The sequence below is a fragment of the Bosea sp. F3-2 genome (assembly GCF_008253865.1).
In the GTDB taxonomy this organism is placed as follows: domain Bacteria; phylum Pseudomonadota; class Alphaproteobacteria; order Rhizobiales; family Beijerinckiaceae; genus Allobosea.
Window position 1 is genome coordinate 5,276,118 of record NZ_CP042331.1, and the last position, 22,713, is coordinate 5,298,830.

A 22,713-nucleotide genomic window follows, 5' to 3' on the forward strand; every position below is an offset into this window, starting at 1 on the left:
TAAAAGGAAGCGAGCATGGCAGGACGTTTGAAGGGCAAGGTCGCGGTCGTCACCGCCGCGGGGCAGGGGATCGGCCGGGCCATCGCCGAGGCTTTCGTGGCTGAGGGTGCCACCGTCTGGGCGACCGACAAGGATGTCGGCTTGCTCGAAGGCATTCCGAAGGCGAAGAAGCGCAAGCTCGACGTGCTCTCGACCAAAGCAATCAATGCTTTCGCCGAAAAGGTCGGCCCGATCGACGTTCTCGTGAACGCCGCGGGCTACGTCCATCACGGCACGGTGCTGAACACCGACGACAAGGCCTGGGACTTCTCCTTCGACCTCAACGTCAAGGCGATGCACCGCACGATCCAGGCCTTCCTGCCGGGCATGCTGGAGAAGGGCAACGGCTCGATCATCAACATCGCCTCGGGCGCCGGCTCAGTGCGCGGCATCCCCAATCGCTACGCCTATGGCGCGACCAAGGCGGCGGTGATCGGCCTGACCAAGGCGGTCGCGGCCGACTACATCAAGAAGGGCGTCCGTGCGAATGCGATCTGCCCGGGCACGATCCAGTCGCCCTCGCTCGATCAGCGCATCAAGGACCTTGCCGCCTCGACCGGGACGACCGAGGCCGCCGCCCGCCAGGCCTTCATCGATCGCCAGCCGATGGCCCGTCTCGGCACGGCCGAGGAGATCGCCTGGCTCGCGGTCTATCTCGCTGCGGACGAGTCGAGCTACACCACCGGCCAGATCCATCTGGCGGATGGCGGCTTCGCGCTCTGAGCGCAAGCATGGATGGCGGGCGGTCCTCCGTCCGCCATCGTTCAAGAGGTCGCGCCAAACAGCGACCCGGCACGAAAACGGATAGGGAGAGCCCATGCATGTCCTGATCACGGGGGCGGCCGGCATGGTCGGCCACAAGCTGGCCGAACGCCTGGCGCGCGAGGGGAGCTGTGCGGGCAAAGCGATCAGCAAGCTCACCCTCACCGACGTGGTGCCTTCTTCCCTGCCGGCCGAGCTCGCGAGCCGCGCCACGATCCGCGTCGAGGATTCGGGCGATGCGGCCGTAGCAAAGGAGCTCGCCGCGTTGCGTCCGGACCTGATCTTCCATCTCGCCGCGATCATCTCCGGCGAAGCCGAGCGCGATTTCGACAAGGGCTACCGCGTCAATCTCGACGGCATGCGCAATCTGCTGGACGCGATCCGACACGAGGGCGGCGCAGCCTACGTGCCCAAGCTCGTCTTCACCAGCTCGAGCGGCATCTTCGGTGCGCCGTTCCCGCCCGCGATCTCGGACGAGTTCCACGTCACGCCGCTGACCAGCTACGGCACACAGAAGGCGATCGGCGAATTGCTGCTGGCGGATTATTCGCGGCGCGGCTTCGTCGATGGCGTCGGCATCCGCTTTCCCTCGATCGTGGTTCGGCCGGGCAAGCCGAATGCCTCGGCTGGCGGCTTCTTTTCCGGTATCATCCGCGAGCCGCTGCAGGGGCAGGAGGCATTGCTGCCGGTTGGCGACGAGGTGCTCTTCACCCATGCCAGCCCGCGCTCGGCCGTCGGGTTCCTCATCCATGCCGCGGGGCTCAGGCGCGAGGCGCTGGGGCCGCGCGTCAACCTGACCATGCCGGGCGTCTGCGTCACCGTCGGCGAACAGATCGAGGCGCTCCGGCGCATCGCCGGCGACAAGGCGGTGAAGCTGATCCGGCGCGCGCCGGACGAGGCCTCCTCGGCCATCGTCGCCGGCTGGCCGACCCGCTTCGACGCGAAGCGCGCGCTGGCGTTGGGCTTTACGGCCGAACGCGATTTCGACGAGATCATCCGCGTCCATATCGAGGACGATCTCGGCGGTTATCTTCCGAACTGACGACGCGAAACTTCAGACCAAAACTTCAGGACAGAACCGATGCATATTCTCGTTCTCGGCGGCGCCGGCATGGTCGGGCGCAAGTTCATCGAGCGACTGGCGCGCGACGGCGCGCTCGGCGGCAAGCCGGTGACGCGCGTGACGGCGCAGGACGTCGTCGTCGCCTCACCCCCGCCAGCCGCTCCCTTCGATTTCGAGGCGGTGATCTCCGACCTCTCGATCGAGGGCGAGGCGGAAAGCCTGATCGCGACGCGACCGGAGCTGATCGTCCATCTCGCGGCGATCGTCTCCGGCGAGGCCGAGGCCGATTTCGACAAGGGCTACCGGATCAATCTCGACGGCACGCGCTATCTCTTCGAGGCGATCCGCAAGGCCGGCGACGGCTACAAGCCGCGCGTGGTCTTCACATCCTCGATCGCCGTGTTCGGCGCGCCCTTCCACGACAAGATCGAGGACGAGTTCTTCACCACGCCGCTGACCAGCTACGGCACGCAGAAGGCGATCGGCGAGCTGTTGCTCTGCGACTATTCGCGGCGCGGCTTCTTCGACGGCGTCGGCATCCGCCTACCGACGATCTGCGTGCGCCCCGGCAAGCCCAACAAGGCGGCCTCGGGCTTCTTCTCCAACATCATCCGCGAGCCGCTGAACGGCGAGGAGGCGGTGCTGCCCGTCTCGGATCAGGTGCGCCACTGGCACGCCTCGCCGCGTTCGGCCGTCGGCTTCCTGATCCATGCCGCGACGATGGATACCGCCGTAATCGGTCCGCGCCGGGTGCTGACCATGCCCGGTTACTCCTGCACCGTCGCCGAGCAGATCGAGGCGCTGCGCAAGGTCGCCGGCGACAATGTCGTCGCCCGGATCAAGCGGGTGCCCGATCCGGTGATCGACAAGATCGTCGAAGGCTGGCCGCGCAACTTCAACCCGAAGCGGGCGCTGGCGCTCGGCTTCAAGGCGGAGTCGAGCTTCGAGGAGATCATCCGCGTCCATATCGAGGATGAGCTGCACGGTACGTTCGTGAAGTAACGGGGCTGTAGAAGCGCTCTCGTCATTGCGAGGAGCGAAGCGACGAAGCAATCCAGGCGCCGCAGGGCTGAACGGTTCAACCCAGTCCCCCTGGATTGCTTCGCTACGCTCGCAATGACGTGGAGGATCAGGCGAGGTCTTCGTAGAGGTCTTGCCACAATGGATTGAGCGTCTCGATCAATGCGAGCTTCCTCGCCCGCGAGCCGCCTTGAGCTGCTTTTCCCGAGCGATTGCTTCTTCCATGCGCTCATGGCGCTCGAACCAGACGAGCAGCTTGCAATTGTAACGCTTGGTGAAACCGGGGACGGCGCCCGTTCGGTGTTGCCATGCCCGCTCAGCCAACCCGCTGGTAACGCCGACATACAGCGTCCCATTGCGCCGAGTGGCCATGATGTAGACGGTCGGCTTGCGCATGTCGCTCGTCCCTTGCGAGGTAACGTAGCAGAGCGAGCCGTATCCGTCATTGCGAGCGCAGCGAAGCAATCCAGGGGGACGGGGTTGAACCGTTCCGCCCCGCGGCTCCTGGATTGCTTCGTCGCTTCGCTCCTCGCAATGACGGAGGGGAGAGTGCCTCGGGAAGAGCCACGCTCTCCGGCCATCCTCCGCTCAAGCCGGGCAGGGCTCGCCCTGTGACTGCTGGACGCGAATGGAGGGCTCCAGCGCAGGCGCCTCGGCCTCTCCGTCATCGAGCTCCGGGTGCGGTGTCCAGCCGCTGGCGCTCCAGCTCTTCAACGCCGCCCAGGTCGAGCGGTCGAGCCGGAACTGCTCGCAGGGGAACAGTCCGCCGCGGGCCGGCAGCGACTTCAGGAAAGAGCCCTCGGCCCGGAAGCCGGACTTCTCCAGAACCCGCCGCGAGGCCGGGTTGATGACGCGGGTATCGGCGTCGATCGCCGGCACGTCGACCAGCGAGAACAGGGTATCGATCAGCCCCTGCACCGCCTCGGTCGCGTAGCCCTTGCCCCAGTGCGATGTACCCAGCCAGTAGCCGAGGAAAGGCACGCCCGTAGCCCGCTTATGGGCTCCGATGATGCCGATCAGCTCGTTCGGCTTGGCGCGTGGGGTGATCGCCAGGACGAGATGCTCGCCCAGCGCGTTGCCCTTGCGCATCGCGAAGATGAAGGGCTCCACCGCCTCGGGCGGGTAGGGGTGCGGAATCGATGCCGTCATTTCCGCCACCGACTTCTCGCCGGCCTGGCGAAGGATGGCAGCGGCATCGGCCATGCGCGGCCAGCGCAGCCAGAGACGCCGGGTCTCGAGCCGGAAGACATCGTCGCGGGTCAGTTCGGGGAACATCGGTCTCTCCGTCGGCGCAAACGAAAAAAGGGAGCTGGGACTTTGGTCCCATCTCCCCTCTCGCTGACCTTCGGGAGACCCTCTTCGGGCCTTTTTACCCTTGATCCGTTCGGTTCGATGGAACCGGCGGATCGAGAGATTTCCCTATCCGCCTTTTACTCTGCGGCCTCTTGGGCCGGAATTACGTTCACGAAAGCTCGGCCGAGTTTCGTCGTGAATCGGACGCGGCCATTCGTCGTCGCAAAGAGGGTATGGTCTTTGCCCATGCCGACATTGGCGCCGGCATGCCACTTGGTGCCGCGCTGACGAATAATGATGTTGCCGGCAACGACGGCCTGGTCGCCGAAGCGCTTCACGCCGAGTCGCTTGCTTTCAGAATCGCGGCCGTTACGCGACGAGCCGCCTGCCTTTTTGTGAGCCATAACGCCCTACCTCAAAACTTGTGCTGTCTCTCTAACCCGAATCGAGGGCAAAGGCCACCCGTCTCGGATACGAAATGCCGGAACACCATTCTGTCAGGAGTGACAGGCCAAGGGCGAAGCCTCGGCAAATGGTGATCCGGCGCGAATGTTGACGCCGGGAAACCCGGCCTCAGGCCTCAGACGCCTCGTCCTTCGCCGCCTTCTTGGCCGGCGCCTTCTTGGCGGCAGCCTTCTTCGGCGCTTCGGCTTCCTCGCCAGCCTCGGCCTTGGCGGCCTTCGGAGCGGCCTTGGCCTTGGCGGCGGTCGGCGCAGCGGCGGCGACATCGCCCTTCTTCATCTCCGGCTGCTTGCCGCCGGTGAGGATGTCGGTGATGCGGATGACGGTCAGCTCGGCGCGGAAGCCGCGCTTGCGCTTGGAGTTCTGGCGGCGGCGCTTCTTGAAGGCGATGACCTTCTCGCCACGAGCCTGCTCGACGATCTCACCGGCGACGGTGATCTCGGAGAGGGCCTTGGTGTCGAGCGTGGTCTTCTCACCCTCGGTGAGCATCAGCACGGAACCGAAGGCAACGGTGTCGCCCGGGTTGCCCTCGATCTTGGCAACGGTGATCTTGTCGTTGGCGGCGACGCGGAACTGCTTCCCGCCGGTCTTGATGACTGCGAACATTTTGTCCTCCATGTTCGGCCCCGCCCTGTCATGACCTCCGAAGTGAAGGCACATGCGGGACGGCTTTTTGGCAGTCGATTGCGTGGTCTGGTTTACTCTATCCGGCTTGCGACGCATCACGCAGGCCAAAAGAGATCAGGCGCGGGTTTCCCCACGCCGGACGGTGCTCGATAGTCGGGCTTAGGCGGAAGGTCAAGCAAAAGCGGCGGGGAAGAGTGGATTTCTCATGACCTGGAGGCTTGCTCCTCGGGCGTGGCTTGTGTAGTAAGCGCCTCGCTTCGACCGAAGGCGACCGCGGACAGGTGGCAGAGTGGTTGAATGCACCGCACTCGAAATGCGGCATACCTGCAAGGGTATCGGGGGTTCAAATCCCTCCCTGTCCGCCACTCTCTCGCTTCAACTGATCGATTTTTCATCGGAAAAATTTTGACGGGGAACTGCAACCTCGCCATTTACCCCACCACGTGAAAACCTTCGTTCTCCGTCAATTTAGTGGGCGTTCGTTTCGATCGCTTCCTCGCTTTGCGCGATGCGTGCCAGCGATAAGGCAGCTCCGCGCGAGGCTGGGGGGCGAATGATGCAAGCGAGTGCCATGAGAGCACACTCATAAGGCGCGCGTCGCGGCAAGGAAGTTAGAATGGCTAAGCGGACAAAATCCAAAGCTCTCGACACCGAGTTCACGATGTTCGATGTCGTTTATGAAGACGGATCGAGAACCTCCAACCGGCGCGTTCCCACATCGTTGCTTGGCGGCCTGGACGGCGACGAGCCTGCGCGGACGACAATTCTGGAGCAGGATCGTGTCATATCCGAGAAATCCGGCAATCCTCCCTTGGCAATAGCAACCATCACGCGGTCAGCAAGGGCAGCAGTTGAGCAGGATAAGCGCAAGGACGATCGAAAGAAGCGTTCCGTGTGAAGGCCCGCGCCGTAACCGCTTGCCGCTAGGGAACGAACAGCAAGAGCGCGGGTTGAATTCCTCATCAATGCGTTGTGTGAGGTGTGAAATGGTTGCGTTGAGAAAGCCCAACGGGCCGCTCTCGCGCCGCCGGCCGATGCCGCCCAAGCGCGAGCTTTATCGGGAGCGCTGCCAAGATGAGTATGGCAACCACTATATCGTCATTGTCTGGCGTGACTGGCCTGGGCTGTCGATGACATCCTACACGCTCAAGGACGGCATGCCGGTTCGCTACGAAGACGAGTCCCGCTTCTCGCTTCCGTCGGGAAAAATACTGACCCGTTGCGAGGACTGACGGCCAGCCACCAGGGAGCTCCGGTGAGCAGTAAATTCCTCAAGATTGAAGTCGTCGACATCAGCCGGTTGGAAGTTACAGCGGAGCCCGGAGGACCGGCGCGTCTGACCTGCCGCGGCATCGACGGCCGCCCGATCGAGATTCACCTCGCGCCGGAAGCGATGACGAAGTTGGAAGCTTTCCTCGCCCAAGCGAATCTGGAACAGGCGAAGCTCCACAAGATGCACTGACCGACGCCGATGCCTTACCCGCCCGACAAGCCTCCCATGAAGTTTTCCATCTTCGCCGGGCGCGAGGTCTCGACCTGATCGGAGGAGTGGAAGCATGAGTGCGAGGTGCGATATCTGGCCGGCATGAAGCTCAGCGACCGCAATGAGGCCCTGGACGGCATGAAGGATACCCTGAGGGGCATCAAAAGCATTCGCGGAGGGCCGCCGTGGCGTTCATACCCGCCGAGATCGATCGCTATGCGGCGCTGAAGGCGAAGGCTGAGGTCCTCTACCAACCGATTGCAGACTCCCTCATGGCGCCGGTGGCGTCATCGTAACAATGGTTCCGGCGGAGATGCGCCACGCGTCAAGGATTGGCGGAACTGCGATCTTCGGTGCGCGTTGCCGGGCTAGGGAGGATGCCCCATGAATGCCCTGACGATATCCATGCTAATCACGGCCGCGATCGTCGCGACTGCCTGTAGCACGACCGAGCAACGGGTTGGAGGAGCTGCTGTCGGAGCTGGCACCGGCGCCGCGGTAGGCGGACCAGTTGGCGCGGTTGTCGGCGGAGCGGCAGGTGCCGTTACAGCTCCAACGGTCGTGAAGGAGACTCGGCGCGCGACACGCCGCTGACCGATGTCAGGTCGCCCCCCATCGCGGTCGCGCGCTTCAAGCGCTCGCCAGACCATCGCGCCAAGCAATGACTTCGAGTTCGCCGCGCACGGCGTCCTCGACCGGAATAACGGGTCTCGCCTGAAATTCGAATGCGGGGAGCATGGAACAGAACTTGTGGACGGTGAGCGGATCGTCGCAGTCCGCCAACATGTAACCTCCCCAATCCCCTACTCGCACCACGAAGAGCTCGATCTTGAAGTTTTCAGGCGCCTTCCACTGGCGAAAAACTTCAAGTATCCGCTTCTGCGCGTTCTCATACTCTATGGCTGAACCTTGTGGTCGTTCCCACCAGCTGATCATGTATTTCATGGCGTCATCTCCCGCTTCTGCAGTCGACTCAACCCCCGGTCAGATCTCAGGACGCCTCCAGGATGGATGCGACCGCGCTATCAAGTTCTACCCAGCGACCGCTCTGCACAAGGGCGACGCTTACCTCACGGCGCTGAAGGTGTAGCCTAAGCACCTGAGGACAATAGGCGGCGCCCATGCGGCGAACTAGCGCGCATAGGCAATGACTTGCTCGCCATGACGCCAGAACAGAAGTCCGGTTTAGCCCGTCTGATGCTCCGCTGGCCCGACCGGCGGGATGTACTCATGCGGGCGATCGAGGGCCCTGTGGCTGATCTTTACGAAAGCTACGAGCTAGCATCGGTCGCGGCCGTCCAATGGGCTCAGCAAAGGGGCCGGCGGCAGCCGCTATCGCAGATGAATATCGGCGCATCGTCATCGAGCTTGAGCAGGAAATCGCCATCGCTCTCGCGGGGTAGCTATTACGAAACGACGCCGCCCCCGCATGCCACAGCCAATGAAGATGGGCACAACAACAGACTTCGTTTTTCGATAGGCAAGATTATTTGCTATCGTTCAGCCAGGGTCGGTGCTCAGCCAGGGACCTTACGAGAGGGCCGTCCATGCAGCCAACAACGCAATACGCCAGGAGCGGCGACGTTCACATTGCTTACCAGACGTTTGGCGATGGTCCGATCAACCTGGTTCTGGTTCCAGGGTTCGTGTCGAACGTCGAGAACTATTGGGACGAACCTGACTTCGCTCGCTTTCTGAGGCGATTGGCCAGTTACGCCACGGTAGTGACCTTCGATAAGCGCGGCACCGGCATGTCAGATCGGGTCGCTGAGCTTCCCGGCCTCGATCAGCGCATGGACGACCTCCGAGCGGTCATGGATGCCGTCGGCATGGAGCAGGCTGCGATATTCGGTATTTCCGAAGGCGCCCCGCTGTCCATTTTATTTGCGGCAACCTACCCGCACCGTTGCCGCGCGCTGGTGCTATACGGCAGCTTCTCGCGGTTTTCCTACTGGTTTCCGACCGACGAGGCGCTCGCGGCTTTCTTCGGGTATGTCGAGCAGGCATGGGGCACGGGTGGCAGCGTGCGAAGATTTGCACCCTCGCGCGCAAATGACGCGACCTTCCAGCGCTGGTGGGGGCGGAACGAGCGGCTCGGCGCCAGTCCGGCCGCCGTGGCCGCTCTCATGCGCATGAACAGCCAGATCGAAATCAGCGGGATTCTACCGGCGGTTCGGGTGCCAACTCTCGTGATCCACCGGACCGGAGACAAGACTGTCAACGTCGAAGGGGGGCGGGATGTAGCGGCACATATTCCCGGCGCTCGGCTCATGGAGTTTCCGGGTACCGATCAACTATTCTACGTTGGTGAGAGCGCGGACGAAATCTCCGATGCAGTCGAAGAATTTTTAACTGGATCACGGGCTCCCGTCCCAATCGATCGTGTCCTCGCCACGGTTCTCTTCACTGACATTGTCGCTTCCACCGAGAAAGCTGCCGCATTAGGCGACAAGCGCTGGCGCGACCTCCTTGACAACCATCACGCCACGATCCGGCGCAATCTCGCACGCTTTCGCGGCCGCGAGGTCAAAACGACCGGCGATGGATTTCTGGCCACTTTTGACGGTCCAGCGCGCGGTGTTCGCTGCGCCTATGCCATTGCCGAGGAAGTTAAACCCCTCGGCATTGAAATCCGTGCCGGGCTCCATACAGGCGAATGTGAGATGATCGGCGAGGATGTCGGCGGCATCGCCGTCCACATCGGCGCGCGCGTTGCGGCGCTTGCCGGTGCAAGTGAGGTTTTGGTGTCGGGCACCGTGAAGGATCTGGTAGCTGGCTCTGGGTTGCGATTCGGCGACCGCGGGATCCAATCCCTAAAGGGCATCCCTGGCGAATGGCGTATATTCGTAGCTGAACGGTAAGGAACGCGAGGACGGCATCCAGATAGATGTGGCAGCTTCCATTCCAGCGACCGATATCTAGCGGTCACGGGGCGAGTAGCGCGCCTTGTCGGAGCACAATAATCCCGGGCTGCAGCGAGATTGCGTCAGACCCAAACTTGCACGCCGAAACACAGCCTACGCAACTCTACTCACTGGGAGCGCGGCCGCCTTGCGGCGGCCGGCCGAAATCAGGCGGCCTGCTTGGTCGCGGCAGCGACAGCAGCGGCGGCGGCCGGAGCGGCCTTCGCGACGATGCCCTCGACCGGCTTGTAGGCGTCCTTGGCGAGAGCGGCGTAGAGCTCGCCCATCTTGGTGAGCTGGGCGACCGCGCCCTCGAACGAGGTCTTGACGTAGTCGGCCTGGATCTCGAGGGCCTTGTCGAAGGTCTTCACGCCAGCGAGCTTCTCGATTACGGCGGTGCCGGCCTCGAAGGACTTCTTGGCATAGTTGGTGGTCTCGACGGCGATGGTCTGTACGCCCTTGGAGGTGGCGCCGAAAGCCTTCAGAGCGGCGTCGACGTTTTCCTTGGAAGCCTTCTGGAAGGTCTCGAACTGCTGGATCATGGTCTTCTCCTGTGCACCTGGGTGCCGCCTTTGGTGAAGGGCCGGAAGAACGGCCCGACGTGTCGCCCCAAGATCGCGTGAAAGAGATCACCACCGGGGACTGGTCGCCAAATTGTGCATTGCAGCATTAATGTCAAGGGTATGTTGCACTGCAGCAAGTGCAGACTGTTCCGATCGCGACCGTTCAAGTCTTAACGGCGGCACGTCCTTCGAGGTCGACACAAGCTGATCGGCAACCTGATCGCCGAGCTCGGCGCTCCACCATGCGATTTGCATGGCATCTCGCACAGGATCTCGCGAACCGCGCACCCAGACGGCCACCAGCGGAAGCGTGTTCATCGTGCCTATCGGCGTCGCGAGCCAGAGGTATCGAACCCCGCTAATGGCCATGCGTGATGTCCAACGCGGGACGATGGCGATGCCGATCCCAGCCGCAACCAGACTGACGATGGTTTGTTTCGCTTCGGCAATCTGGGCGATTTTCGCCTGAAGCCCAACTTCAGCGAAGAGCTTGATCGTCAGGTCGTGGCTACGCGCTAACAGCTAGCGGCACTCGTCAGACCGGTGTGGCGCGCCTCCAGGATCAGGCTGTTGTCGAAGCCATAGGCCGTCGGTTGGGAAACGACGACACGCGACAGGTCGAGCGCGGCCTGGACGGCGCGATAGGCTTCGAAAGGTGCGTGTGGCGGGGCTTGCGTCGCCGTCTTCGCTGTAGGGCGCTCGTTCTCGTAGACATGGATCGCGCTGTCGCAGAGCAAGTTAGGCATGGCCCGCGCGCCGGCCGTCATGAGGACTGCGACACGTGTTTCAAGACGTTGGCATAGGCCTTGGCAGCCCGCAGGATGTGATCGCTGAGGATCGTTTCGAGACGTGCCCGATCGCCGCGCGCGAAAGCCTCGACGATTTCACAGTGCTCTGCGAAGGAAGTGTCGCGCTCCCAGGAACGATCGACCGACAGATGCGCACGCAGCGCCGCAACCTGCCAGGAGATCGTCCTGAACGCATTGGCGACGAAGGCGTTGCCGCAGTGCCTGAAGAAGACCTCGTGGAATTCGGTATCGCTTTGCGCGTAGGCCGTACCGTCCTGTCGCCGATGCGCCTCACTCATCCGTGTGAGAACCTCCGACAGCTCAGCAAGCGTGGCCGATGCGGAACCATCCAGGCAGAGCTCCATCGCCTTGGTCTCGAGCATCAGGCGAAAGGCGGCGAGTTGCCGAACATCATCGAGGGACGGATCGAAGATGAAGGCGCCGCGATTGGGCACGATGGTGACAAGGCCGAGCGAGGCGAGCCGCGCCAGTGCGGCTCGTAGGGGCGTACGGCTCACGCCGAGGGCTAGCCCCGTCTCGTCTTCGGGTAGCGCGCGGCCGAAAGGCAGCTCGGCATTGACGATGGCATCGCGCAGCCGCGTCTCGACCATTTCGGCCAGCGACTTAGGGTGTTCGAGCTCCTGAAGCACGGGCTCGAGACCCCTGTCGGAAGTAGCGCGCTTGGTCGGGCGGCGGTTGGGATACATGCTTCGATTCAGGCGTAGCGTTCGAGGCCAAGGATATGTTCGTAGTCGTGGATGCTCGTCATCCTGTCAGTCCAGCCATTCGTTGAACCGCTAGCCTTCAGATCGGCTGCAAACGCCTCCATCAGCCGAGCATAAGCCAGCGTGGCCGAAAGAGGAAAGGCCAGGAGCTTGAACCCGATGGATTCGAACGCGCTGGCGGTGAGCGGAGGCGTGCGGCCGTCGACGGAGTTGAACATCATCGGCGCGTCAATGCTGCGCACGGCCTGACGCATCTCATCCTCGCTCTGCAGCATCTCGATCAGCACGAGATCTGCGCCAGCCTCGGCATAGGCCTTGCCGCGAGCGATTGCCTCATCGAGGCCGAGCACCAGCCGCGCGTCGGTCCGGCCGATGATCAGCATGTCGGGATTGCGCCTCGCCTTCACGGCACAGCGAATCTTCTCGGCGTGCTCGTCCGCCGAAACCAGCGAGAGACCCGACATCGCACCGCATTTTTTCGGCGTAACCTGATCCTCGAGGTGCAGCGCGCCGACACCAGCCATCTCGTATTCCGCGATGGTGCGCGCAACGTTGTTGAGATTGCCGTAACCCGTATCGGCATCGGCGATCAGCGGCACGGCGATGCTCGCCGCGATCGCCCGAGCACGGGCCGCCATTTCGGTCAGCGTGAGCAGCCCGAGATCGGGCGCACCCAGGATGCTCGCCGAAAGGCCGTTCCCCGTCATGTAGATCGCCTCGAATCCGGCCCGCTCGATGATGCGCGCGCCGAGAGCGTCGTGGCAGCCGGGCGCGACCACGATCCCGGGGCGGCGCAGCCTCTCCCTCAGATTCATCTTCATTCCTTCAATTTGTGTCCAGTGTCCTGTATACAATTATTGCCTTGATATGAGGCGCATGCTACAGCGCTGTCAACAAGAGCGCCGGAAGGCGCACGGGAGGAATGATGGACGCGGTTGTAACTTCGAGCAGGGCGCTCGACCGTGGCTTGCCGGCCGAGCTCGGCGAAAGCCTCAAGGCTCTTCTCGACCGCCGCTTCAGCGTCGCCGCAGCTGACCGCGAACATCACGGCCGTGGCGAGTCCTATCACGCCACCCGCGCACCGGATGCGGTCTGCTACGTCGAAAGCACCGAGGAGATCGCAGCGATCGTCCGGCTCTGCGCCGCTTTCCGCATTCCCGTTATCGCCTTCGGGGCCGGAACCTCCCTCGAAGGTCATGTCGGCGCGGTCCACGGCGGCGTCTGCATCGATATGAGCCGAATGAACGCCATCCTCGCGGTCCGACCAGAGGATCTCGACGTGACGGTCCAGGCGGGCGTCACGCGCCAGCAGCTCAACACGCATCTCCGCGACGCGGGCCTGTTCTTCCCAATCGACCCCGGTGGCGAGAGCACGATCGGCGGCATGGCCGCGACCCGCGCCTCCGGCACCAATGCCGTCCGCTACGGCACCATGCGTGAAAACGTCATCTCGCTGACGGCGGTGACGGCCGATGGCGAGATCGTGCGAACCTCACGCCGCGCCCGCAAATCCTCGGCCGGCTACGACCTGACGCGGCTGCTCGTCGGATCTGAAGGCACCCTCGCGATCATCACCGAGGTGACCCTGCGCCTCTACGGCATTCCAGAAGCGGTGAGTGCAGCCGTCTGCGCCTTCTCGACCATCGACGATGCAGTCAGCCTCGTGGTCGCGGTCATCCAGTGCGGCATCCCGGTCGCCCGCGTCGAACTGCTCGATACGACCACCGTGCAGGCCGTCAACCGCTTCAGCAAGCTTGGACTGAAGGAGGCGCCGACGCTGTTCTTCGAGTTCCATGGCACGGAGGCCGGCGTCAGAGAACAGGCGGGGACGGTAAAGGCTCTAGGCGCGGATTTCGGCGCTCTCGACTTCACGGCCGCAAGCGACGCCGACAGCCGCAACCGCCTTTGGAAGGCGCGCCACGACACCCACTACGCCGTGCAGTCGTTACGCCCGAGCGCGAAAATCTGGAGCACCGATGTCTGCGTTCCGATCTCGGCGCTCGCACCCTGCATCCACGAGACGCAGGCCGATATCGCCGGCGCCTCCTTCCCGATCAGCATGGTCGGTCATGTCGGAGACGGAAATTTCCATCTCGGCCTCGTGATCGATCCCGCGAACGAGCGCGAACTGACAGAAGCGGCCGCGATCAACGACCGGCTGGTGCGCCGCGCTCTGGCGCTCGACGGCACCTGCACCGGCGAGCACGGCGTGGGAACCGGCAAGATCAAGTTCATGCGGCTCGAACATGGGCCCGCGGTCGAGATGATGAAAAAGGTCAAGCGCGCGCTCGACCCGCTGAACATCCTGAATCCAGGCAAGGTGCTGCCGGAAGAATAAGCCGGCCCGAACCGGCCAATCCCAGAAAACGGAGGAACATCATGAATCGCTTCCCGAGCCGCCGCAGCGTCCTGGCCGGTGCTGCCGCCACTGGATTGTGCGCCCCTTTCATCGCCAAGGCCGCCGCTCCGATTTCGCTGCGCGTCTCGTCGGCGGCTCCGGCCGACAAATTCGGCGCCCATTATCTCTGGTACAAGCCTTTCGCGGAGCAGATCGCGAAGCTCGCAGGCGACAGGATCAAGCTCGAATATTTCCCGAACGGCCAGCTCGGCAAGGAAGCTGACGTCGTCAACCAGGTGAAGGTCGGCTCCGTCGACATGATGCTGACCGGCGCCTCGATCTGGGCCACCGTCGTGCCGGAGTTCGGCATGCTCGACCTCGGCTTCCTGTTCAGCAGCTACGACCACTGCTCGCGCGCGCTCGATGCCGGCGTCGGCCAGGCCTATGACAAGATGCTGTCCGACCGCACCGGCGTGAACATCCTCGGCTGGGGCTTCCAGGTCGGTGCGCGCAGCATCTACACGAAGAAGCCGATCGCGAGCGTCGCCGAGCTCAAGGGCGTCAAGCTGCGCGTGCTGCCGACCAAAGCCTTTATCGACACCTTCAACATCATCGGCGCGACACCGACCCCGATTCCGATCAACGAGCTCTATACCGCGGTCCAGACCGGCGTCGTCGACGGCTTCGAGCACGATCCGGGGACGGCGATCGCCTACAAGCTCTTCGAGGTGACCAATCGCGGGTTCCTGACCCGCCACATCTACACACCGATGCTGGCCTATATCGGCAAGCGCGGCCTCGCCAAGATCCCAGCCGACCTCATGCCCGCCTTCCGCCAGGCCGCCGATGAGGCGACCCGCATCTCACGGGCAGAGGTCAAGGACGTGGAGGCCGAGGCGGTCACCGAGCTGAAGGGCAAGGGCATGGCCTATACCGAGGTTCCCGAGGCCGAGATCGCGGAGCTGAAGCGCCGCATGGCGAACGAGCTCTACAAGCCCTACCTCACGCAATACCCCGCCACCGCTCCTCTCTTCGAGAAGATCCAGGCCACGGCCTGAAACGCTGCGGCACGCAAAAGCCGTACCGAGAGAACAAGCCGGGCCTAGAGCATTGCGCGAAAAAGTGGGTACCGGTTTTTCGCAGAAGCAATGCTCTAAACTTTTAGAATCGATCACGTTTTTCGCATTTTGACGATTCCGTCAAAATGCGACGTGATCTGGCACAAACCGGCCAGAGGGAGGATACGCGGATGGACGCCGTCGCCGTTTCCGGCAGCACGCTCGAGTCGCGCGCGGTGCAGGACCGCTTTGCGGCGCGGATCCTGCTTTTCATCGAATATCTCGGCGGGGTGATCCTCGCCGTCGATGTCGCGGTGGTCTTCATCTCCGTCATCTTCCGCTACTTTCTCCATGCCCCGTTCGACTGGGCGGAGGAGGTCGCGAGCGGCCTCATGACCACGATGGTGTTCCTCGGGGCTGCCAGCGCGCTCGCGCGCTCGCAGCATATCGGCATAGATGTCCTCGTGCTCATGCTGTCTCCGCGCGGGCAGGCGGTGGCGGCTGCCGCGGCAGCCTGGATCACCCTCTTCGTCTCGGGCACGCTGCTGTGGTCCAGCGTCGAACTCTTTCGGGACACGGCCAGCCAGCTCACGCCGACCGGCCTGCCGCAATGGATCTTCCTGCTGCCCGTTCTGCTCGGCGGCATCATCATGGCCGCCTTCGCGCTCGGCAATGTGCTGAAGATAGCCGCCGGCCCGCGCCGGGCTGCACTCACCCCCCTGCTCGCCGTTTTGGCCGGTATCGCCGGCTGGAACGCACTCGTTCCCGACCACGCCCTCGCGCCGCTTCATCTGCTCGTGCTCGCCGCCGTCGGAGGCCTGCTCATTGGAGTGCCGATCGCCTTCGCACTCGCTTTCGGAGCCATGGCCTATTTTCTCGCGGATCCCTCCCTGCCGATGCTCATTTGGGCTCAGCAGGTTGCGTCCGGCGCCAATCACTTCGTCCTCCTCGCCATCCCCTTCTTCGTGCTGGCGGGGCTGACGATGGAAAGCAACGGCATGTCGTCACGCCTCATCGAGCTGCTGCTGCGGATGATGGGTCGCGTCAAGGGCGGCATGAACCTCATCGTCATCCTCGCCACCGCGCTGTTCTCCGGAGTGTCCGGCTCCAAGCTCGCCGACATCGCGGCGGTCGGCGGCGTGATCATGCCCGCCATCCGCAAGACGGGGCAGGACGAGAACGAGACGGCGGGTCTGCTCGCCTGTACGGCCGTCATGGCCGAGACGATTCCGCCCTGCGTGAACCTGATCATCTTTGCCTTCGTTTCGAATATCTCCATCGGCGGGCTGTTCATGGCCGGGCTCATTCCGGCGGCGCTGATGGCGGCAGCGCTCGCAGCCGTCGCCGTGATCTACGGCCAGCGGGTCGATGTCGAGAAGGTCTTCGTCGGCGGCACGAAGCGACCGATGCTGCCGCTCGTCCTGGGGGCGGGCGTGACGCTCGCCATGATCTTGATGATCGGGCGTGGCGTCACGGCCGGCATCGCGACCTCCACGGAGATTTCGGCCTTCGCCGTGGTCTACGCTTTCCTCGTCGGCGGGCTGGCCTTCCGCGAGCTCAGCTGGCGCCTCATCGTCCAGCTCTTCGTGCGCTCGGCGGCGATGACCGGCAGCATCCTCTTCATCGTCGCGGCCGCATCCAGCCTCTCCTATGCGATCACGATCGAACGCATCCCCGACCAGATCTCCACGCTGATGACCGGCATCGGGCACGAGTTGGGCCCGATCGGATTCATCCTGATCAGCGTGGTGGTCATGGCCTTCTTCGGGATGATTCTGGAAGGCGCTCCGGCGCTGATCCTGTTCGGTCCGCTGCTCACGCCAATCGCGATCAAGCTCGGGATCAATCCGCTCCAGTTCGGCACGGTGATGGTCGTGGCGATGGGGCTCGGTTTCTTCGCGCCGCCTATCGGCGTGGGTCTGTTCGCAACGACCGCGATGACGGGCACCAAGATCGAGAACGTCACGCGCCCGATGATGAAGTACCTTGCCGTGCTGATCATCGCGCTCCTCGCGCTCGTGGTGTTCCCGGTCTTTTCGCTCTGGCTGCCGCGCTACCTCGGCATGGCTGTTTAAGTCGTCGAGCCCAGACACAAAACGATCCTCCATCGGATCGTCACATTGGGCGCCCAGCCGGGCGCGATGAAGGTGGGATCAGCGCCTCGAACATCGCGACATCCGCAGGGGCGGTGACCGCCCCCTGCGGATGTTCACGCTTGCAGCGCATCCGGCGCGGGCGTTCCCGCGATCTCTCCGACCGTGACCGGCTTGATTGGCATGCGCAGCCTGAAATAACCGATCTCCGCCGGGCTGCGCCCGCTCAGCGCGGACATCGTCTCCGTGATCGTATGGCCGCAGAGCCGGCCCTGGCAGGGACCCATGCCGCAACGCAGGAAGCCTTTCGCCTGGTTCGGGCCGGCCGCGCCTTCCTTCACCACCTGGGCGATCTCACCGCGTGTCACTTCCTCGCAGCGGCAGACGACGACATCGTCGGCATGAGGCACGATGAAGGCATCGGCCGGGCGGTAGAGCGTTTCCAGGAACGGCCGGATGGCGCGGTCCCGCCTGAGCGCGGCGCGAACGGGGCTGCTCGCCTTGTCCCGCTCGGTCTCGCCGATCGCTCCGAGGTCGCGGGCGATATCGAGTGCGGCCAGCGTGCCGCTCAGGCGAGCCGAAGCGGCGCCGGCGATGCCGGCCTCGTCGCCTGCGATCCAGAGCCAGGGCTGGCTGGAGCGCCCCCAATCGTCGAGCACGGGGCGCCAGCAGCGCTGGCGCTCCTCCCAGACATGCCGGCAGCGCAGCGCCATGGCGAGGTTCACATTGGGGACGATGCCTTGATGGAGCGCGAGGCGGCTTGCATCAGTGCGCTGCCAGCGTCCGCCGCTGAACCACTTCACGCCGCGCACGGCATCCTCGCCCTCGATCTCGACCTGCTCGACGCCGCGTTCGACCCGGACGCCTGCGGCCCACAATTCGCGGATCAGGCCGAGCCCTTTGGAGAGATAAGCGGCGGCAAGAAGTGCCCGCGGGAGATGGGGGAGGGCCGCCATCAGGTTTTTCCGCGGCGCCGTGTCGACGACCAGCCGTGGTGGGCGACCGGCACGGCAATATTGCGCTGCAACGAGATAGAGCAGCGGGCCGCAACCGATGAAGACGAGATCGTCCTCCACCAGACCGGCGGATTTCAGCAGAATTTGCGCCGCACCTGCGGTCATCACGCCGGGCAGCGTCCAGCCGCGGACAGGAAAGGAACGCTCCATCGCGCCGGTGGCCGCGACGATCCGGCGTGCGAGGGTGACCCCACCTCCCTCGCGCGAGCGCCAACGGATCTCACCCTCCGCGAGGGACCAGACCATCGTCCCGCCCCGATGCTCCGAGCCGGAGCGCTGGTAGGCCTCGGCCAGTTCGCGGCCGGCATAATAGTCCGGCCCCAGAATCTCGCGGCGATCCTGTTCCGGCCGCTCAGTGACGGCCCGGTAGATCTGGCCGCCGGGCTTGCGGGCCTCATCGAACACCACGCAACTCAATCCGTGCTTGCGGGCCGTGACGGCGGCCGCCATGCCCGCCGGCCCCGCGCCGATGATCGCGACGTCGAACGGGGCGCTCACCGGCGGATCTCCGCCGCGCCCGCCTGCGGCTCGACGACCATGCCGGCGCGTACGGTCTCGAGACAGGCCTGCCGGTTGGGCCGGCCGTCCACCGTGACGAGGCATTCGAAGCAGACGCCCATCATGCAATAGGGGCCGCGTGACGCTCCTGACCGCGGCGTGCTGCGGAATGCCTTGATGCCGGCGCGGAGCATGGCAGCCGCCAGGTTCTCGCCTTCGCGAGCGGGGACGGTTGTGTCGCCGAATCTGAACGAGGTGTCGAATTCGGAAAGGTCAAGGCGCTGGAACACTGAAGCGATCCGATGAGAAAGGCTGCCACGCCGGGTCGAGCCGGCCGGCGGAGAGGGCGGTGGCGAGCGGGCCGGCGTGGAAGGGCGCGAGGGTGACGCCACTATGAACCGTCACCAGGAAGGCGCCCGGATGCGCCGCGGATTCGGCATAGACCGGCATGCCGTCCGGCGACATCACGCGCAGAGCCGCCCAACTGCGCACGACCTGCGCATCGGCGAGCAGAGGCAGGGCGGCCACGGCCCGTCGGGCCGTCGTCTGGATGACGTCGGGCGTGGTGCGGTCGTCGAGCCCGGCCTCCTCGGAGGATTCACCGAAGACGATGCCGCCTTCCACGGTCTGGCGGATGAAGCTGATCCCGTAGCGCAGGAAAGGCTTCAACTTCTCCGTGACCATGATCTGCCCTCGGACGGGACGAACGGGAGCGCACAGGCCCAGGCTCGTCGCGAGTTCCTTGTTGCCGAGCCCGGCGGTGAGGATCACCCGGTCGGCGTGCCAGTTTCCCTGCGACGTCGTCACCCGAAACCCGGTGCCGTTCGGTGCGACGCTCGTGACGGCATGATGGGGTCGATAGTCGCCGCGCTGCTGGAAGACCGAGATCAAAGCGCGCAGCAGGTGGAACGGGTTGGTCGTGCCGTCGTCGCTGCAGAACGTCGCTCCGACGACGGCAGGCCCGACCTCGGGCAGCAGCTTGCGGATGCCATCATTGTCCATGATCTCGAAGCGGCTCGGGACCGTGGCCTGAGCTTCCAGATCGGTCATCATCTTGCCGCGGCGTTCCAGCTCCGCCTCGGAGAAGCAGAAGAAGAACGCTCCCGATCGGCGGAAATGCAGGTCGATCCCGCTCTCGGCCTCGAGTTCTCGCGCGAAGGTATCCCAGTCCCGCGCGGCCCGGCGGGTGAGGTCCGCATAGGCCGGACCGCCAGCGCCCTTGCCCTGCACCCAGACATTGCCGAGATTGCCGCGCGCCGCCCGGAAGGCGATGTCGCCCTCGTCGAACAGCGTCACCGCCTCACCGCGGGCTGCGAGACCATGGGCGACGCTCGCGCCGACGATGCCCCCGCCGATGACGGCGATACCGGTCTTGTGCGCGCCGCTCATGCGGTCCTGCCGATTTCGCCGTGGAGCGAGGATGTCCGAACCCATTCCATGGCGGCGCTGGCGTCAATCGGTGCCGAAGCGCCGCGGCTTCAGCGCCGCATGGAAGGTGTTCACCATCGTGACCGCGTCGAAGACCGGCAAGCCATAGCGCTCGGCGATATCGGCGCTGAACGGCGTCAGGTTGGTGCATTCCCCGACTATGGCGCCGACGTCCGGATGCCGGCTGAGGAGATCGCCCGCGGCGGCGAGAACCTCGTCGCGCAGTATCTCATAGGGAACGGTGTCGTCGCCCTCGCGGATGCTGCGGACGAATTCGGAGCTCTGCGGCAGGCCCACGACAGGGGTATCTTCGGCAATGCCGACGGCGTGCAGGTAAGAGCCGTTCAGCGCCTCGGCATTGTAGGTGAGGATGCCGACCTTCCGCCCTGTCGGCAGCATACGCTCGACCATCGGCACCTGCAGCAGCGCGCTGGTCGCGACCGGCACGGAGCAGAAGTCGGCCAGCTCGCGCTGGTAGATCGAGAGGAAACCGCAGGTGGTGGTGATGCCGTCGACGCCGGCATCGATCAACTCCTGCGCAGCGCGCTTGAACGGTTCGAGCAGGCTCGACTGGTGCAGCTCCGTCATGCGCGACGGCACGGCGTCGTGGACGATCTTGTACTGCACCGGAAAGTCCCAGGTGCCGGCATGGCCGATATCTCCGGGCCAGCGCCGGAAGCGGCTATTGACCATGAGGATGCCGACGGTGACGCCGTAATAGGTCTTCTTGCGCAGGTTGTTGCTCATGGAACCCTTCCAGATCGCGCCCGCGGGCGTCAGCTGCGGCCGGCTGAACGCCGGAATCGCTCGTTGAGGAACAGGAGGCCGGTCATCAACACCAGCAGCAAGGTCGCGACGGCTGCCAGGGTCGGATTGATCTGGAGCAGGAGGTCTGACCACATCTGGCGCGGCAGCGTGTTGAAGGAGCCGCCCGTCAGGAACAGCGCGACCGTCAATTCGTCGAAGGAGGTGACGAAGGCGAACAGGAAGGCAGAGAGCAATCCCGGCCGGATGATCGGCAAGGTGATCCGGCGCAAGGTCTGCCACCGCCCCGCACCCATCACCGCCGCCGCCTGGTCGAGCCGCCGGTCATAGGTCGCCAGTACCGCCATGACGGTGATGACGACATAGGGGACCGCGAGCACGGCATGCGCGATGACCAGTCCCGTCACCGTCCCGACCAGCTCCAGCTTCGAATAGAGGAAGAACAGGGCGACTGCGATCACGATACGCGGCACGATCAGCGGCGACAGGATCACTGCGAGCGCGGCGGTCTTGCCGGGAAAGCGATTCCAGGCCATCGCGAACGCGGCCATCGTGCCCAGCACCAACGCGACTGCGCCCGAGGCCAGCCCGACGACGAGCGAATTCCAGGCCGCGCTGGTCCAGTCGGAGGAGGCGAAGACGGCCTCGTACCAGCGCAGCGAGAAGCCGTTTGGATTGGCCCGGACCGCATTGCCCGGCGTGAAGGAGGCGGGGATCACGAAGAGCGTCGGAATCAGCAGGAAAGCGACGACGAGCAGGAAGAGCACGAGGCTGCTTGCCCGGCCGAGGCCGCGGAAGGCACGCGCGGGCAGGAGCTTGGCCAACACCGCGCCGATACTGGCGCAGAGGCTTCCAAGGCCGTTCACGATCGCCCGGCCGAGTAGGTCTAGAATGCGCGACCATCCCGTGACCGATCGGGCGGAGCGGTCCGACGAGCCGCCAGCCAGGCTGGAGAGCCCGACGACGCGGTCATAGGCGACGAAGACCACGATCGAGGCCGCAAGCAAAAGGACCGAGAGCGTGCTCGCCGCCGGCCAGTTCAGCAACTCCTGGATCTGGGTGATGATCACCTGAGTCAGCATGGTCTCGCGCGCACCGCCGAGCAGGGCCGGGGTGATGAAGAAGCCCAGCGAGCTGATGAACACCATCATCGCCGCGGCGCTGATGCCAGGCATGCATTGCGGGATGTAGATGCGCCAGAAGATCTGCGCGCGCCCGGCACCGAGCGTCTCCGCGGCCCGTGACAGGTTGCCGTCGATCGTCTGCATCACCGGTAGCATGGTCATGACCGCGAGCGGCAGCATCGCATGCGACATGCCGATCAGGGTGCCCGTCAGGTTGAAGATGAGCGAGGCCGGCGCGTCGACGATGCCGAGCGCCAGCAGGAGTTGGTTGACCGCTCCGTTCCGCCCCAGAAGGATCATCCAGGCGAAGGTCCGAACCAGGAAGCTCGTCCAGAACGGCAGGAGGACCCAGATGACCAGCGCGTTGCGGCTGTGGGGTGCAGCGTTGGCGAGGTAATAGGCGACCGGAAACCCGCCGACGACTGAGATGACCGTGGTCCAGCCGGCGATCTTGAAGGTGATCAGCAGGACGTCGAAATAGAGCGGGTCAGAGAAGGCTTTGGTGAAATTGGCGGAGGTGAAGGCTCCGCCCTGGTCGAATGCCGACAACGACAGGATCTGCGCGACCGGGAAAAAGAAGAAGATCGCCAGGAACGCGAACAAAGGGGCCAGCGGCAGGAGTCGTCTCGCGCGACGCATACGCGACTGCAGAGGCGGCATCCCGC

General features: G+C 64.4%; 23 protein-coding genes, 1 tRNA gene and 3 pseudogenes. 12 read left to right on the top strand and 15 right to left on the bottom strand.

Going from position 1 to position 22,713, the window contains the following annotated elements; translation table 11 throughout:
* Nucleotides 1-15: 15 nt before the first annotated feature.
* The 3 genes from FQV39_RS24390 (at nucleotide 16) to denD (FQV39_RS24400) (ending at nucleotide 2,866) form a co-directional block, all read left to right on the top strand.
* Nucleotides 16-762, top strand: coding sequence for an SDR family oxidoreductase (locus FQV39_RS24390; RefSeq protein WP_149132648.1), 747 nt, complete (start codon nucleotides 16-18; stop codon nucleotides 760-762).
* Nucleotides 763-856: 94 nt separating this feature from the next.
* A complete protein-coding gene (gene denD / locus FQV39_RS24395; protein WP_149132649.1) occupies nucleotides 857-1,843 on the top strand; it encodes a D-erythronate dehydrogenase in 987 nt (328 codons plus the stop codon).
* Nucleotides 1,844-1,882: 39 nt separating this feature from the next.
* The gene (gene denD / locus FQV39_RS24400; RefSeq protein ID WP_149132650.1) at nucleotides 1,883-2,866 is read left to right on the top strand and encodes a D-erythronate dehydrogenase; all 984 of its coding nucleotides are present in this window, start codon (nucleotides 1,883-1,885) and stop codon (nucleotides 2,864-2,866) included.
* A gap of 127 nt (nucleotides 2,867-2,993) precedes the next feature.
* Here denD (FQV39_RS24400) and FQV39_RS24405 read toward each other — a convergent pair.
* The 4 genes and pseudogenes from FQV39_RS24405 to rplU all read right to left on the bottom strand — a co-directional run bounded on the left by FQV39_RS24405 (nucleotide 2,994) and on the right by rplU (nucleotide 5,245).
* A pseudogene (locus FQV39_RS24405) lies at nucleotides 2,994-3,280 on the bottom strand (GIY-YIG nuclease family protein).
* A 192-nt stretch (nucleotides 3,281-3,472) separates the two neighbouring features.
* Complete coding sequence (locus FQV39_RS24410; RefSeq protein WP_149132651.1) at nucleotides 3,473-4,159, bottom strand: GNAT family N-acetyltransferase; 687 nt, start codon at nucleotides 4,157-4,159, stop codon at nucleotides 3,473-3,475.
* Between the two features lie 155 nt (nucleotides 4,160-4,314).
* The gene (rpmA, locus tag FQV39_RS24415; protein WP_149132652.1) at nucleotides 4,315-4,581 is read right to left on the bottom strand and encodes a 50S ribosomal protein L27; all 267 of its coding nucleotides are present in this window, start codon (nucleotides 4,579-4,581) and stop codon (nucleotides 4,315-4,317) included.
* Nucleotides 4,582-4,750: 169 nt separating this feature from the next.
* Complete coding sequence (gene rplU / locus FQV39_RS24420) at nucleotides 4,751-5,245, bottom strand: 50S ribosomal protein L21 (protein ID WP_149132653.1); 495 nt, start codon at nucleotides 5,243-5,245, stop codon at nucleotides 4,751-4,753.
* A gap of 296 nt (nucleotides 5,246-5,541) precedes the next feature.
* Here rplU and FQV39_RS24425 point away from each other — a divergent pair.
* The 5 genes and pseudogenes from FQV39_RS24425 to FQV39_RS34450 form a co-directional block, all read left to right on the top strand.
* Nucleotides 5,542-5,631, top strand: a tRNA-Ser gene (locus FQV39_RS24425).
* A 251-nt stretch (nucleotides 5,632-5,882) separates the two neighbouring features.
* On the top strand, nucleotides 5,883-6,164 hold the full coding sequence (locus FQV39_RS24430) for a hypothetical protein (RefSeq protein WP_149132654.1): 282 nt from the start codon (nucleotides 5,883-5,885) through the stop codon (nucleotides 6,162-6,164).
* Nucleotides 6,165-6,252: 88 nt separating this feature from the next.
* The gene (locus FQV39_RS24435; RefSeq protein WP_149132655.1) at nucleotides 6,253-6,498 is read left to right on the top strand and encodes a hypothetical protein; all 246 of its coding nucleotides are present in this window, start codon (nucleotides 6,253-6,255) and stop codon (nucleotides 6,496-6,498) included.
* A gap of 23 nt (nucleotides 6,499-6,521) precedes the next feature.
* Nucleotides 6,522-6,728, top strand: coding sequence for a hypothetical protein (locus tag FQV39_RS24440; protein ID WP_149132656.1), 207 nt, complete (start codon nucleotides 6,522-6,524; stop codon nucleotides 6,726-6,728).
* A 90-nt stretch (nucleotides 6,729-6,818) separates the two neighbouring features.
* Nucleotides 6,819-6,977: pseudogene (locus FQV39_RS34450) on the top strand (DUF7696 family protein); the annotation flags it as partial.
* A 402-nt stretch (nucleotides 6,978-7,379) separates the two neighbouring features.
* Here FQV39_RS34450 and FQV39_RS24450 read toward each other — a convergent pair.
* On the bottom strand, nucleotides 7,380-7,694 hold the full coding sequence (locus FQV39_RS24450) for a DUF3303 domain-containing protein (RefSeq protein ID WP_149132108.1): 315 nt from the start codon (nucleotides 7,692-7,694) through the stop codon (nucleotides 7,380-7,382).
* Nucleotides 7,695-8,296: 602 nt separating this feature from the next.
* Between FQV39_RS24450 and FQV39_RS24455 the strand changes: the two genes are divergently transcribed.
* Nucleotides 8,297-9,610 carry an adenylate/guanylate cyclase domain-containing protein gene (locus tag FQV39_RS24455; RefSeq protein WP_149132657.1) on the top strand — a complete coding sequence of 438 codons (1,314 nt, stop codon included), beginning with the start codon at nucleotides 8,297-8,299 and terminating at the stop codon, nucleotides 9,608-9,610.
* A 209-nt stretch (nucleotides 9,611-9,819) separates the two neighbouring features.
* Here the strand turns inward: FQV39_RS24455 and FQV39_RS24460 are convergent, their stop codons facing one another.
* The 5 genes and pseudogenes from FQV39_RS24460 to FQV39_RS24480 all read right to left on the bottom strand — a co-directional run bounded on the left by FQV39_RS24460 (nucleotide 9,820) and on the right by FQV39_RS24480 (nucleotide 12,543).
* Complete coding sequence (locus tag FQV39_RS24460; protein WP_149132658.1) at nucleotides 9,820-10,194, bottom strand: phasin family protein; 375 nt, start codon at nucleotides 10,192-10,194, stop codon at nucleotides 9,820-9,822.
* Between the two features lie 273 nt (nucleotides 10,195-10,467).
* Nucleotides 10,468-10,725: pseudogene (locus tag FQV39_RS33865) on the bottom strand (LysR substrate-binding domain-containing protein); the annotation flags it as partial.
* A gap of 5 nt (nucleotides 10,726-10,730) precedes the next feature.
* Nucleotides 10,731-10,961, bottom strand: coding sequence for an amidohydrolase family protein (locus tag FQV39_RS24470; protein WP_149132659.1), 231 nt, complete (start codon nucleotides 10,959-10,961; stop codon nucleotides 10,731-10,733).
* A gap of 17 nt (nucleotides 10,962-10,978) precedes the next feature.
* Nucleotides 10,979-11,710 carry a GntR family transcriptional regulator gene (locus tag FQV39_RS24475; protein WP_149132660.1) on the bottom strand — a complete coding sequence of 244 codons (732 nt, stop codon included), beginning with the start codon at nucleotides 11,708-11,710 and terminating at the stop codon, nucleotides 10,979-10,981.
* Nucleotides 11,711-11,718: 8 nt separating this feature from the next.
* Nucleotides 11,719-12,543 (bottom strand): isocitrate lyase/PEP mutase family protein, encoded by an 825-nt coding sequence (locus FQV39_RS24480; protein WP_248313129.1) that lies wholly within the window; start codon nucleotides 12,541-12,543, stop codon nucleotides 11,719-11,721.
* 107 nt (nucleotides 12,544-12,650) lie between these two features.
* Between FQV39_RS24480 and FQV39_RS24485 the strand changes: the two genes are divergently transcribed.
* From FQV39_RS24485 to FQV39_RS24495, 3 genes are all read left to right on the top strand, one after another.
* Nucleotides 12,651-14,066 (top strand): FAD-binding oxidoreductase, encoded by a 1,416-nt coding sequence (locus FQV39_RS24485; protein WP_248313130.1) that lies wholly within the window; start codon nucleotides 12,651-12,653, stop codon nucleotides 14,064-14,066.
* A 41-nt stretch (nucleotides 14,067-14,107) separates the two neighbouring features.
* Nucleotides 14,108-15,124: a TRAP transporter substrate-binding protein gene (locus FQV39_RS24490; protein WP_149132662.1), complete on the top strand. Its 1,017-nt coding sequence runs from the start codon at nucleotides 14,108-14,110 to the stop codon at nucleotides 15,122-15,124.
* 191 nt (nucleotides 15,125-15,315) lie between these two features.
* A complete protein-coding gene (locus FQV39_RS24495; RefSeq protein WP_149132663.1) occupies nucleotides 15,316-17,199 on the top strand; it encodes a TRAP transporter large permease in 1,884 nt (627 codons plus the stop codon).
* Nucleotides 17,200-17,333: 134 nt separating this feature from the next.
* On the opposite strand, the gene FQV39_RS24500 is transcribed toward FQV39_RS24495, so the two are convergent.
* The 5 genes from FQV39_RS24500 to FQV39_RS24520 form a co-directional block, all read right to left on the bottom strand.
* The gene (locus FQV39_RS24500) at nucleotides 17,334-18,731 is read right to left on the bottom strand and encodes an FAD/NAD(P)-dependent oxidoreductase (RefSeq protein WP_248313131.1); all 1,398 of its coding nucleotides are present in this window, start codon (nucleotides 18,729-18,731) and stop codon (nucleotides 17,334-17,336) included.
* Nucleotides 18,728-19,021: a (2Fe-2S)-binding protein gene (locus FQV39_RS24505; RefSeq protein ID WP_149132665.1), complete on the bottom strand. Its 294-nt coding sequence runs from the start codon at nucleotides 19,019-19,021 to the stop codon at nucleotides 18,728-18,730. Before FQV39_RS24505 ends, FQV39_RS24500 begins: the two co-directional genes overlap by 4 nt.
* The gene (locus FQV39_RS24510) at nucleotides 19,005-20,120 is read right to left on the bottom strand and encodes an NAD(P)/FAD-dependent oxidoreductase (protein ID WP_187640047.1); all 1,116 of its coding nucleotides are present in this window, start codon (nucleotides 20,118-20,120) and stop codon (nucleotides 19,005-19,007) included. Before FQV39_RS24510 ends, FQV39_RS24505 begins: the two co-directional genes overlap by 17 nt.
* Nucleotides 20,121-20,183: 63 nt before the next feature.
* Nucleotides 20,184-20,906: an aspartate/glutamate racemase family protein gene (locus FQV39_RS24515; protein WP_149132667.1), complete on the bottom strand. Its 723-nt coding sequence runs from the start codon at nucleotides 20,904-20,906 to the stop codon at nucleotides 20,184-20,186.
* Between the two features lie 29 nt (nucleotides 20,907-20,935).
* Nucleotides 20,936-22,687: an ABC transporter permease subunit gene (locus tag FQV39_RS24520; protein ID WP_210251141.1), complete on the bottom strand. Its 1,752-nt coding sequence runs from the start codon at nucleotides 22,685-22,687 to the stop codon at nucleotides 20,936-20,938.
* Nucleotides 22,688-22,713 lie beyond the last annotated feature (26 nt).